We start from the raw sequence: 13,206 nt of genomic DNA on the forward strand, positions 1-13,206 counted from the left end.
ACAATAAGGGATGCCGCAAGAGAATAAGGTTTTAATTCTTGAAGATGATACCAGTACCCGCTTAATCGTTTCTAAATCCCTTGCAGCACAAGGGATTGAAACCGTTATAGTTGGCACATTAGCAGAAGCTGAGGCAGAAGTTGAAAAACATAGCATTGCCTTGTTCTTATTAGATGTGCACTTGCCAGATGGTGATTCAACGGAACTTGTCCGTAAGCTAAGGATTAGTCACCCTTTGGTACCCGTGTTGGTGATGACCGGGGATTATGAGCAAAATCGAGTATCTGAGTTTTTTGATCTTGGTGTTCGTGACTTTATACGTAAACCTGTTCATCCCATCCTTCTGGCTAGCCGAGTAAGAAGCTTTATACGAAATTATGCGACGGAGCGTGCCCTTTTCGAAGCCAATGAGATGTATCAACGCATTGCGCATGAAAAGGAGCAAGAAGAAGAGCTCGCGCATTATGTTTATAACCACATTCTGGATGTGCATACTTCAAAGATAGATGGGCTGGACGTTGCGATTCGCTCTTCAGGGCGTTTTTGTGGAGACATGATTCTTTCTGCTAAAGCCCCCAATGGGAATCTAGTTGTGATGCTGGCAGATGCCACAGGTCATGGTATGGCTGCAGCGTTAACCATCTATCCGATGGCTTCAACATTTTCCGCTATGGTATCGAAAGGGCTATCGTTAGGTGCAATCCTTAAAGAATTAAGTACTAAACATAACCAATGTATTCCGCAAAACCGTTTTGTCGCTGCTATTTTAATTGAGCTATCACCAGCAGAAAACTCTATAAGAGTATGGAACGGAGGCATGCCTTCGTTATTGATGTTTGGCAATGACGGTGAGTTTACGAAGGTAAGCTCGAAAAATTTAGCGATTGGTATTCTTCCTGATGAGCTTATCAGTACCAAAATGGAAGTTTTTGAGCTAGATAAAGTCCGCAAGATGGCAATGTTTAGTGATGGCTTAATTGAGAATAAAGCCATTGGAGGGCGGAATATTTCATTTGATGAGGCTTACGATATTATTGCTACTCATCTGGATGACCTTCAAGACCTACTAGGCAAAATGCATGACTGCGAACAGTTTGTGAATGAGCTCAATGATCATGATGATATGACACTAGCTGTATTGGATCTTGAGCGCTTAAAAGAAGAACTAAAACAGGTTGAGCAAGAAGAAGATGTGCTTCCAGGGTCATTTGAGTTTGACTTTGTTTTGACAGGAGCCTCGTTGAATAACGATAAATTCGTGTTTGGTTTATCTGAACTTCTGGCGTCATATGGCTTTAACAAAGAATTCTGTCAAAAAGTATTCACTGTTGTCACCGAGTTGCTAGTGAATGCTGTAGATCATGGGATTTTTAATATCCCGTCTAACCTAAAAGAAGAAGATTTTATTGCTTACCTTTCGATGAGGGAAGAAAAGCAATCGACCATAGCCGCGTCGGATAAAGTCTCAATCCAAGTGAAGTGGCAAGAGCCAACGCAAACGCTGGAAATATTTTTATCCGACAGTGGTAATGGCTATGAGTTAAACAGTATAAATAATGATAACGAATTAGATGATCTAGCTTATGGGCGTGGTCTTAAGTTAATTACGTCTTTGAGTCATTCGTTTGATTATGATGAACACACCAATACGACCCATGTGACTTTAGAATATTAGAGGATTTTATGAGCAAGAAACTGCTTATTGTTGATGATTCACCGTCAGTACGCCAAATGGTTGAGATGACTTTAAAAGGGGCTGGGTATTCCGTTAAGGCTGCAAAGGATGGTCAAGAGGCTTTGAATTTCTGTAAAGCAGAGCGCTACGACTTTGTCCTAACGGATCAAAATATGCCTAATATGGATGGTATTACGCTGATTAAATCTCTAAGAGCGATGCCTTCTTACGCGCGAACGCCTTTGATCGTATTAACGACAGAAGCTAGCGATATGATGAAGCAAAAAGGCAAAGCGGCCGGTGCTACTGGATGGATGGTAAAACCGTTTGACCCGAAAAAACTGCTCGAAGTGGTTTCGAAAGTACTACGTTAATCTGAGTCACTTACTACAGTCGTTCGGAGTGTAAGATGGATAACCTAAGTCAGTTTAATGAAGCGTTCTTCGAAGAAGCTCAGGAGCATCTCGAAACGATGGAAACCATGTTGTTGGATTACGACGTGGACTATCCTGATATAGAAGATCTGAACAGTGTGTTCCGTGCAGCCCATTCCATTAAAGGTGGTAGTGCTATCTTTGGCTTTACCGCAATGACTGGGCTGACGCATGTCATGGAAAACATGCTGGACAGAGCGAGGAATGAAGAGCTATCGCTGACCAATGAGTTGATCACGGTTTTACTGGAAACCGTTGATGTGTTGAAGGATATCTTGCACAGCTATCGTAACGATGAAGAGATCGACTGGGATGTAGTTGAAACAAACAAAGCGATATTAGAAAAAGAACTTGATCTCGCAATGAGTGGTCAAGCAGGAAACGATCAGGCTGAATTAGATTCAGATGTTCAACAGGCAGAGTCGGGCGGTAAAGAAGCTTCAGAAGCAGATGAAGGTTTCGGCTTTTTTGACCAATCATATGATAGCGATGACGAGGATGGTTTTGGCTTCTTTGATGAAGACATAAGTGTCTCCGCATCAATTCACTCAGACGAGGACGATCAAGGATTTGGCTTTTTTGATGAGACTTTAGACTCATCCCCCGATGACAGTAATGACGGCTTTGGCTTTTTCGACGATGCACCGGCAGCACCGACGAAGGAGAAAAAAGCAGACGACGATGAAATAGAAGGTTTTGGTTTCTTTGAATCCGAGTCTGATGACGTCAATGATGGAGATGTTGCTTCCAAAGATTCTGACAGCAGTGCAGCAAAGAATCCTTCAGATGCTGGTGCTAAAGATGATGGCTTTGGTTTCTTCGATGAGTCGATGAAAGCTCGGCATGAGCAGGATAAGATCGACGACAAACAAGGCTATGGTCTTTATCCCAAAGAAAAAAATGAGCCTTCCAGTAAAGTAGCGACTGCACCCAGAACAACTAAGACTAAGCCAGCCACAAAACCAGCAGAAACGAAAAGCTCTGAAGCCACTAGTATACGAGTTGAAACCGTTAAGATTGATAAATTAGTGAATCTTGTCGGTGAGCTCGTGATCACTCAGTCCATGTTAAATTTGATCGGCAACGAAGTTCAGGAAAGTGTTGCTGAAAAAATGATGGGAGCTTTAGCTGAACTTGAGCGCAATACTCGAGAGATCCAAGAAGCAGTCATGTCAGTTCGAATGCTTCCTATATCATTTGTGTTCAACCGATTCCCTAGGTTGGTTCGAGACCTCTCAGTCAAAATGGAAAAGCAAATTGAGTTGGTGATTGAAGGTGCTAGTACTGAGATTGACAAAAACTTAGTCGAGAAAATCTCGGACCCGTTGACTCATCTTATTCGAAACAGTGTCGATCACGGCATCGAAAAGCCGGATGTACGCAAGGCCGCAGGTAAACTAGAAAAAGGAACAGTACGCCTATCTGCATTGCAGAAAGGTGGCGAAATCGTCATTTCAATATTAGATGATGGAGCAGGGCTGAATCGGGAACGAATTGTTGCGAAAGCCGAAGAAAAAGGCATCGAGCTTCCAGATCCACTAACTGATGAGGCGGTTTGGCAGTTGATTTTTGCACCAGGCTTTTCAACAGCTGCAGAGGTTACCGATGTGTCTGGTCGTGGAGTTGGCATGGATGTGGTTCGTCGTAATATCGAGTCTCTTGGCGGTCGTGTTGAGATTAATTCTTCTGAAGGTGCGGGCACAGAGTTTGTCATTAGCTTACCTTTGACGCTGGCGATTCTAGATGGGATGTGTGTTGAAGCTGAACAGCAAATATTTGTTGTTCCTTTGGTGAATATTGTGGAAAGCATTCAGCCGATGCCAGAACAAATTCGAGTTATCAAAGGCAGCAAGATTTTGTGGGCTCGCGAGGAGTATTGGCCTTTGGTTGATATTGGCCGTGTGCTTGGCGGTCGTGCGGAAAGCATCGATCAACTGGATTTATCTGAATCCATCATTGTGTTGGTTGAAACTGCCAAGAGCCGCTTTGGCCTTGTGGTCGATACTTTGGTTGGGCAACAACAAGTGGTTATTAAGAGTTTAGAGCGCCATTACCGTCGTGTAGATGGTGTTGCAGGGGCCACCATCATGGGTGACGGTGGCGTCGCACTTATTCTGGATGTCGATTCATTGATACAGTTTATTAGTTCAGATTTGGGAGGGGCATCTTATGCCGTCAGAGCAGCAGGGTAGTGCTTCAACAATGCCAACAAGAGAGTTTTTAACATTTGTTCTAGGCGATGAAACATATGCTCTAGACATTATGACCGTTAAAGAAATTCGCGGTTATGAAGCAACGACGAAAATTGCTAACGCTCCTGAGTTTATAAAAGGGGTGATAAACCTTCGTGGTGATATTGTTCCGATTATTGATCTACGTATTAAATTTGGAATTGGAGAGCCCACTTACAATGAGTGGACCATTGTCATCATGTTGAATATCCACGAGCGCATCGTAGGGATCGTGGTAGATGGTGTTTCGGATGTGATGAATCTCGAAGATGAAGAAGTAAAACCAGCCCCAGAGTTTGGTGTTGCGTTTGATAGTAAATATTTACATGGCTTAGCGACACTTGAAGATCACATGGTCATCATCGTGGATATCGAGGCGCTTATCTCCAGTGATGAATTAGGATTGTTTGAAACTGCCTAGTCAGCAACAGATGTTGCAACTTGGTATTTATCACCATCAACCCTTGCTATGCAAAACGTTGTGGTGTCATACAAACTTAGGTAGGAAGGTTGAATATTATGTTTAAAGGCTTATTTGCAAAACCACTAGAAGATGGACAAGTAATCGTTTCTCAGCAAGAGTTGACTAATTTGCGTGGTCAAATTGAGGCGCTTTCAAAGTCACAGGCGGTTATCGAATTTGATTTGAAGGGTAACATCCTTTTTGCTAATGATAACTTCTTGAATGCAGTGGGTTATCCATTAGATGAAATTGTAGGTAAGCATCATTCTATTTTTGTTGATGACACCATTCGTAACAGTAATGAGTACCGCGAGTTCTGGATGAAACTAGCGCGCGGTGAGTTTCAGGCGGGTGAGTACCCACGGATTACTAAACAAGGTAAGCGAATTTGGATAGAAGCTAGCTATAATCCTATTTTTGATGAAAATGGAAAGCCTTTCAAAGTTGTAAAATTTGCCTCTGATATTACCGCCAAGAAAAACCAGTCTGCTGATTATGCGAGTCAATTAGACGCGATTTCTAACGCACAGGCTGTTATCTCCTTTAATCTAGAAGGGGTTATTTATGATGCCAACAGTAATTTCTTGAACGCCCTAGGTTATTCGATTGATGAGGTTCGAGGTAAGCACCATAGCATGTTTGTGGATGCCGATTTTAGACAGTCTGAAGAGTATCGTGATTTCTGGCGCAGATTGAAATCAGGTGATCATTTTGTTGGTCGCTTCCCTCGCGTAAGAAAAGACGGAAAAACAATTTGGATTCAAGCCAACTACAGTCCGATTCGTGACGCCCTTGGTAATATCTACAAAGTGGTTAAATACGCTACTGATATCACTGCACAAGTAGAAGCTGAGCAACAATTGCAGCTTGCTGTTGAGCAAGTTAATGAAGCCATTGAAGCCGCAACGGCGAACGACTTAACTAAGCGAGTATCTTTAGACGGTAAAACAGGCTCTCTACTTGGCTTATGCCAAGGCGTTAACGGTCTGTTGGTAACCATGACGGATGTCATCACACAAATCAAAGGTGCCTCGGATGCGGTTTATGTCGGTGCTCGTGAGATTTCAAATGGTAATACGGATTTGTCACGTCGTACGGAGCAACAAGCTGCCAACCTTGAAGAAACAGCCTCTAGTATGGAGCAGTTGACCAGTACGGTACGCCAAAACTCTAACAATGCTAAACAAGCGACGAGTCTAGCTTCCAATGCTGTATCGGTTGCCAGCGATGGTGGTGAGTTGATTGAGCAAGTGGTAGTGACCATGGCTTCGATTAATGAGTCGTCGCAAAAAATCTCCGATATCATCGGTATGATTGATGGTATCGCTTTCCAAACAAATATCTTAGCTCTGAATGCCGCGGTTGAGGCTGCTCGAGCTGGGGAGCAGGGACGAGGCTTTGCTGTCGTTGCTTCGGAAGTGCGTACGCTAGCTCAACGCTCGGCTAATGCGGCCAAGGAAATCAAAGACTTAATCTCTGAATCTGGCGCTAAAATCTCGACTGGTAATGAGCTAGTGAATAAGTCTGGCGAGACCATGAAGGAAATCGTCGAAGCGATTAAGAAAGTAAACAGCATTATGAATGACATTTCTTCTGCGTCTTCTGAGCAGGCATCTGGCTTAGATGAGATTGGCAAAGCTGTTTCGCAAATGGATGAGATGACACAACAAAATGCTGCCCTAGTGGAAGAAGCGGCTGCTGCATCGGAAAGCCTATTGAACCAAGCCGATCAGTTGGCGACCAATATGGGACAATTTGTGATTGATGAGAACAGTTCTCACCAGATTTCTGCTCGTCCTGCCTTATCAGCGCCAAAGCGTGCTATTTCAGCACCAGCAAAACCTGCTACGACCGTTAAGAAACCTGCTATTGCCAAAACACCTTCGAAGTCTAAGCCTATTCCAAAGCCAACGGTTCAGGATGATGATGGTTGGGAAGAGTTCTAACTCGTAAATCTTAGAGCCGTGTGTTGGCGAAAAATAGTGCATGTAAATACTGAAAAGGATCATTGGGTGTGAACGCTAAGTTGTCAGTAAAGTTTATTTTATTGGTTTTGGTGACTCTATTTGCAGTAGGCCTTCCTACGTTAGCCTTACTACAGCTTGAACAGTCGCCATCAGCATCTGTATCTGGCCAAAAATTAGAGGAGCTTGCGTTAACATCGCAATTGATTTCTTCGCGTGTTGAAAGTGGCACCTTATCTATTTCAGAAGGTTTTTTACAGCAAAAAGCCATGCTGCAAAACTTAGTGTCAGATCAGACTATTGCGCAATCCAGTTTGAATGATCAGTACTTTGATGGTGGTTCGATTGCTATATGGGCTGCAGCCGCTGGTTTCTTGGCGGTGTTGTTGATTGTTTTGATTGCGGTGAGCATAAAAACCTCTTCTGCCCAACTTTCAACGATTGCACTGGCGATTTCGGCTAATCGTTTTGAAGACGTAGCCAAAGTAAGATCGGAAGGTGAGCTTGATGGTGTGGTGAGGGCGCTGAAAACTGCCGCAATTGAATTAGCGGATAAACAGCAGCAACTATCGGACGACAGTGCAGTATCTCAGCGCAGTTCCTTAGAATCACTTCGTATTGCCCAGGCTCTTAATGTGACGTCTACGAATGTGATGATTGCCGATGAGAATCGCACCATCGTGTACATGAACCGATCCGTTGAGAAAATGCTGCGTACTGTTGAGTCAGAACTGCAGAAAGTACTTCCTCAATTTAAGGTCGACAGCATTGTCGGGTCAAAAATGGATATCTTCCATAAGAACCCTAAACACCAAGCTGACTTACTCGCGGCGCTGGAAGCACGCCACCAAACTCAGATTCAAGTGGCGGGCATGTTTTTCCGATTAACTGCCAACCCGATGTTTGCTGAGGATGGAACTCGTATCGGTACGGTTGTTGAGTGGCTTGATCGAACTGCGGAAGTGTTATCCGAGAAAGAAATCAGTGAGATTGTCAGCCAAGCCGCGGCAGGTAACTTTACCGTTCGAGCCAAAGAAGACAACAAGAAAGACTTCATGTTGTTTATGTCAAAATCTTTAAATGAGCTAATGTCTACTGCGGATCATGGTTTAGCAGATGTTTCTCGAGTGCTAATGGCGATGTCTGAAGGGGACCTTACTCAGAGAATAACAGAGGATTACCAGGGGCAGTTTGATAACCTTAAACGCTTTTGTAATGAAACCTGCGAAAACTTGACTGACATGATTCGTGACATCCAAGAAGCAGCAGAAACAATCAATCATGCTGCCTCAGAAATTGCCCATGGTAATGCGGATTTGTCTTCTCGAACAGAGAGCCAAGCGTCAAGTCTTGAGGAAACGGCTTCCAGTATGGATCAGATGACTGGTCATGTTCGACAAACCTCTGAAAACGCCCGTAGTGCAAGCTCACTTGCGAACGACGCTGCAAAAGTAGCTCTACAAGGCGGAGATCAAGTCAAACAAGTGGTTGTGACGATGTCTTCAATCAATGAGGCCTCTCGTGAAATCGCCGACATCATCAGTATCATCGATGGTATTGCTTTCCAAACCAATATTCTTGCTTTGAATGCTGCAGTGGAAGCTGCAAGAGCTGGGGAGCAAGGTAGAGGTTTTGCCGTGGTAGCATCAGAAGTACGCACGCTAGCACAGCGCTCTGCGAACGCAGCGAAAGACATTAAAGAGCTGATTTCCGATTCTGTTTCCAAGGTGGAAGAAGGCAACCGTTTAGTGAATCAATCTGGTCAGATAATGGAACAGATTGAAGAAGCGATCAAACGAGTGAATGAGCTTATGTCGCAAGTGGCCTCAGCTTCCACTGAGCAAGCCACGGGGCTGGATGAGATTAATCAGGCTGTTGTTAAGATGGACGAAATGACTCAACAGAATGCTGCTTTGGTGGAAGAGGCAGCGGCGTCTGCCGATAGTATGCGCTCTCAAGCGTCCATACTGCAGCAGAACGTACAACGATTTAACATTAACGGGCGTGATGGTGAGCCGTTAATGTTGCCAAGAGCTTAAACGCTTTATAAATCCTTTTAGCGAGAGTCGATGGGGCGGTTATGGACAGAGAGTTTGCATATACCGATGCGGATTTTAATAAAGTACGCGCAGAATTGCGGGCTTTGGCTGGTATTAACTTGGCAGATAGTAAAATATCTCTGGTATATAGTCGGCTCGCTCCCAGAGTACGAAAATTAGGCCTTAATAGTGTTAAAAACTATTTAAGCTATTTAGAAACTCATCCAGATGAGCAAGAACATTTTATTAATGCTCTGACTACCAACCTGACTTCTTTCTTTCGTGAGCCACATCACTTTGAACTGTTGAAAGAGTTTATTCAGTCTGGGGAGCAATGCGAGCGTATATGGTGTGCGGCATCCAGTACGGGGGAAGAGCCTTACTCGATAGCTATGACTTTAGTGGAAGCATTTGGACGGTTCGATGTTACCAGCAAAATCGTCGCTTCAGATATTGACAGTAACGTTTTGAATAAAGCGAGCCAAGGGGTTTACCCAATCGAAAAGGTTGACCCGATCAGCAATAAGAAAAGCTTCTTTCTAAAAGGAAAGGCACACAATCAAGGCAGCGCAAAAGTAGTGCCTCAGCTCAGGAATTTAATCGAGTTTAGGCAGGTCAATTTGCTTGATAATCAATATCCAGTTCAGGAAGGAATGGATGTGATTTTTTGCCGCAATGTGATGATTTATTTTGATAAAGAAACCCAGGTACAGATCCTTGAGAAGTTGCTACAAAAACTTCGTCCAGGCGGACTGTACATCGCGGGTCACTCGGAGAATTTTAATCACCTTGGTCATTTGATAACACCAGTTGGACGAACTGCTTACAGGAAAGTTTAGTAGGGGGATTTATGGCATTACGAGAAGAAGCTCAAGAACATCTTGCGACAAAGCAATATTTTGATCGCCAGTTTGATACGGATGCTATGAAAGTTCTGCCCGGTGAGTACTACGCCACCGCTGATGATATGATGATCACAACCTTATTGGGGTCATGTGTTGCAGTTTGTTTGTATGATCCTATCTCTAAGGTGGGTGGGATGAATCACTTCTTATTGCCTGAAGGTGATCCTAATGATCTGTTGTCAGCATCTGGTCGCTATGGTGTATACGCCATGGAAATGTTGATCAACCATTTGGTTAAGTTGGGTGGGCGTCGTGATCGATTTAGAGCTAAGATCTTTGGCGGCGGAGCAGTTATCCGCGGTATGGTACAGAATAATGTAGGCAAAAATAACGCCGAATTCATACAATCTTTTCTGCAGAATGAAGAGATCCCAGTGGATGCTTCCGATCTGTTAGACATCTACCCAAGACGTGTTAATTTTTTTCCTGTTTCAGGAAAAGCTATGATGAAAAAACTGAAGAATCATTACGACAATGAGTTAATTGATAACGAACTACGCTACAAGAAAGCTGTGGTGGAGAGTAGTCAAACTGACTCAGGCGACATTGATCTCTTCTAAGTAAGGTGTAAACTTGCATGCGACATCAACCAATTAAAGTTTTAGTGGTCGATGACTCTGAAATAATTCGAAGGTTGTTAACGGAAGTTCTAAATGCAGACCCTGACATATCGGTTGTTGGGGCTGCTCAAGATGCCTTTGAAGCCAAAAAACTTGTCAACCAACTATCTCCTGATGTGATCACGTTAGACGTAGAAATGCCGGAAGTAGATGGCATTCGCTTTTTAGAAGTTCTTATGAAGGCTCGTCCAACTCCCGTCATCATGATCTCCACTCTGACACGCTCAAAAGCTGATATAACTCTGCGAGCTCTAGAGCTTGGTGCGGTTGATTATATTGCTAAACCTGTAGTTGATGATTTATCTATGTTCCATCGCTACTCAAGTACTGTCATTAATAAAGTCAAAATGGCCGCTCGCTCAAGAGTAGGCCACTCTCGCTCACCGATCAGAAGACCAGCTTTACCAGCTTCAAAAGCAAACCGTGTGCTCGCCATTGGTGCTTCTACTGGTGGTACTGAAGCCATTAATAGTGTTCTGCAACAGCTTCCTGCTCAGAACTTTGCGGTGGTTATGACCCAGCATATGCCTGCGGGGTTTACGACGACATTTGCGGATCGTTTGGATAGAACGACTGACTTTACTGTCATAGAAGCTCAAGGTGGAGAAAGAATTCGTCCAGGTTATGCATATCTTGCTCCGGGTGGTTTGCATATGCGAGTAGTGCGCCGTGGTAACGACTTATTTACAGATGTATTCGATGGGGACAAGGTATGTGGTCATAGGCCTTCGGTCGATGTGCTATTTGACTCTATTGCATCAGAAGTAGGGAAATTTGCCTTAGCAGCCTTACTAACTGGTATGGGAAAAGATGGAGCTCAAGGATTAAGTAAAATACGCCAAACAGGAGCATACACTGTGGCTCAGGATGAACAATCTTGTGTTGTGTATGGTATGCCAAGAGCCGCAGTAGAACTTAATGCGGTGGAGGCTATTGTGCCTTTGGAGGAGATAGGCTCCAACTTAGTTGAGCATTTATCTGCTCGGCACAGTTCAAGTTAAGTAATTGAATAGAAAATTTTATATGCAAAAAGCCTTTCATTAACGTGATGGGCTTTTGTGTTTTTAACTCCTATACTCCTCTCGAATCCATAAGCTATATTTATAATTAGATTCTTAATATTTTTGTAGCTGTAATTTTATGTTTTCAACGGCTTTTTTAATGTTATAAACCACTAGTTTAGTTAAAATAAAAAAGTCAAATTTATTGAGTGCTTGTTTAAATTGCATTTAAATTAATAAGTTGCGAAATTTATAATTAGATGTAGTCGCTGTAAAATTGTGAGTTTGAGATGCCGCTTTTTCGATACATTGTACGCACGGACTTACGTCGGCTAATATTGCTGTTAACAATTGGCAGTGTATTAGTGACGTTAGGAAACAGTTACTTAGCCATTTACAATGTACAGCGTCAGCTTCTGATGGATAGTACATTAGAAGCGAATCAGAGATATGCAGCTAAAGTCGCCGAGTCTGCACAAATGTTGCTAACCTCTGCACAACACAGTGTTGCTTACAGTGCAGAGCTTCTAGCTCACCAATCCCCTAGTACTTCTCCAGATGAAGAAGTGGCCCGCTTGGTAAAACAATCTGAAATTTTTAATTCGGCGATTGTTATAAATCACAAAGCTGAAGTGGTTTCTGTTTTCCCAGAAGGCACTGTTGAGAAAGGCTACGTGATTCCTGAAAATACTCGCCAGTCTTTTTATGAAAGAAAACCTTTAATCACCAGTCCATTTCATTCGATCTCAGGAAATACACTTATTAGTATTTCGCATCCAATATGGGGTGAAGATGGCCAGTACCTTGGTTATATTTCAGGAACGATTTATCTAAATAAAAATGGTTCTATTTCTCGGCTCATGAAAGAACACTTTTTTACCGATGCTACGTATTTATATGTGGTTGACCAATATGGTGAATTGTTATTCCATGCAGACCCGAAAAGGGTTGGGCAAAATGTGTCACAAATGCCAATCGTACAGCAAGCTATGAGCTTAGCTGAGGGAAGTAAGGAAGCTAAGAATTCCCTGAATATTAATATGTTGGCTGGTTATGCTCCGGTCCCTGCTGCAAATTGGGGAGTAGTCGTGCAGCGACCTAAAGAGCTTGTAATGGGAGCGCTAAACAGTCAGATGCTGAATGTGCTTTGGCGCAGTTTGCCCATTGCGGCGTTAACGTTAATCATTATTTGGGTCATGGCATATTTAATTTCTAAGCCTTTGCGACAATTGGCGCGAAATGCTGGCAATGTTAATGATGAAGATGTGCAGAATCACATTGTTTCAATCCGATCTTGGTACTTTGAAGCTTCGCAATTAAAAATAGCCGTGTTGAATGCTATTGGTCTGTTGAATGAAAAGATTCACAAGCTTGATGCCGACAGCAATACTGATCCGTTGACTCAGTTATATAATCGTCGAGGTATGCAGCGGTGGTTGGATGAATTTGAAGCCAAAGGGCAGCAATTCTCGGTGTTGGCACTTGATATCGACCACTTTAAAGCGGTTAATGATCGCTTTGGCCATGATGTGGGAGATCGAGTTATTCAGCAATTGGCTGCACTGATGACAGAGTTCTTGCGGGAACAGGATCTTGCTTGCCGGGTAGGTGGCGAAGAGTTTTTGATCTTTTTGCCTGATACAAAATGCGACAGGGCGACCAATATTGCGAGATCTCTTTGTGAACATGTCGCCAGTACAAACATGCCAAAAGTTCAGCGTATAACCGTATCAATTGGCGTTGGCTGTATCCATGCTGATGTGGATGCCCGTGCTATTGATTTGGCTATTAAGCAAGCGGATGCCGCTTTGTACGAAGCAAAAAACGCAGGGCGTAACTGTGTTCGAGCAAGCCAGTGTTCTTTGGATAGTTGA

The 13,206-nt window shown here is 43.3% G+C and carries 10 protein-coding genes; all 10 read left to right on the forward strand.

Going from position 1 to position 13,206, the window contains the following annotated elements; translation table 11 throughout:
* The first annotated feature begins 10 nt into the window (after positions 1-10).
* The 10 genes from C8D85_RS14050 to C8D85_RS14095 all read left to right on the forward strand — a co-directional run bounded on the left by C8D85_RS14050 (position 11) and on the right by C8D85_RS14095 (position 13,206).
* On the forward strand, positions 11-1,675 hold the full coding sequence (locus C8D85_RS14050; protein WP_133563823.1) for an ATP-binding SpoIIE family protein phosphatase: 1,665 nt from the start codon (positions 11-13) through the stop codon (positions 1,673-1,675).
* Between the two features lie 8 nt (positions 1,676-1,683).
* Positions 1,684-2,049 (forward strand): response regulator, encoded by a 366-nt coding sequence (locus C8D85_RS14055; RefSeq protein ID WP_133563824.1) that lies wholly within the window; start codon positions 1,684-1,686, stop codon positions 2,047-2,049.
* Between the two features lie 35 nt (positions 2,050-2,084).
* Positions 2,085-4,301, forward strand: coding sequence for a chemotaxis protein CheA (locus C8D85_RS14060; RefSeq protein WP_133563826.1), 2,217 nt, complete (start codon positions 2,085-2,087; stop codon positions 4,299-4,301).
* A complete protein-coding gene (locus C8D85_RS14065; protein WP_133563828.1) occupies positions 4,279-4,761 on the forward strand; it encodes a chemotaxis protein CheW in 483 nt (160 codons plus the stop codon). The genes C8D85_RS14060 and C8D85_RS14065 overlap by 23 nt, the downstream gene beginning before the upstream one ends.
* A 98-nt stretch (positions 4,762-4,859) precedes the next feature.
* A complete protein-coding gene (locus C8D85_RS18220; RefSeq protein WP_133563830.1) occupies positions 4,860-6,749 on the forward strand; it encodes a methyl-accepting chemotaxis protein in 1,890 nt (629 codons plus the stop codon).
* A 68-nt stretch (positions 6,750-6,817) separates the two neighbouring features.
* Positions 6,818-8,806, forward strand: a complete 1,989-nt coding sequence (locus C8D85_RS14075) for a methyl-accepting chemotaxis protein (protein ID WP_211342204.1) — start codon at positions 6,818-6,820, stop codon at positions 8,804-8,806.
* Between the two features lie 41 nt (positions 8,807-8,847).
* Positions 8,848-9,645 (forward strand): CheR family methyltransferase, encoded by a 798-nt coding sequence (locus C8D85_RS14080; protein ID WP_133563833.1) that lies wholly within the window; start codon positions 8,848-8,850, stop codon positions 9,643-9,645.
* 11 nt (positions 9,646-9,656) lie between these two features.
* A complete protein-coding gene (gene cheD / locus C8D85_RS14085) occupies positions 9,657-10,271 on the forward strand; it encodes a chemoreceptor glutamine deamidase CheD (RefSeq protein ID WP_133563834.1) in 615 nt (204 codons plus the stop codon).
* 17 nt (positions 10,272-10,288) lie between these two features.
* Positions 10,289-11,332, forward strand: coding sequence for a protein-glutamate methylesterase/protein-glutamine glutaminase (locus tag C8D85_RS14090; RefSeq protein WP_133563836.1), 1,044 nt, complete (start codon positions 10,289-10,291; stop codon positions 11,330-11,332).
* Between the two features lie 290 nt (positions 11,333-11,622).
* The gene (locus C8D85_RS14095; protein WP_133563839.1) at positions 11,623-13,206 is read left to right on the forward strand and encodes a sensor domain-containing diguanylate cyclase; all 1,584 of its coding nucleotides are present in this window, start codon (positions 11,623-11,625) and stop codon (positions 13,204-13,206) included.

Source organism: Marinomonas communis (assembly GCF_004363305.1).
In the GTDB taxonomy this organism is placed as follows: Bacteria; Pseudomonadota; Gammaproteobacteria; order Pseudomonadales; family Marinomonadaceae; genus Marinomonas; species Marinomonas communis.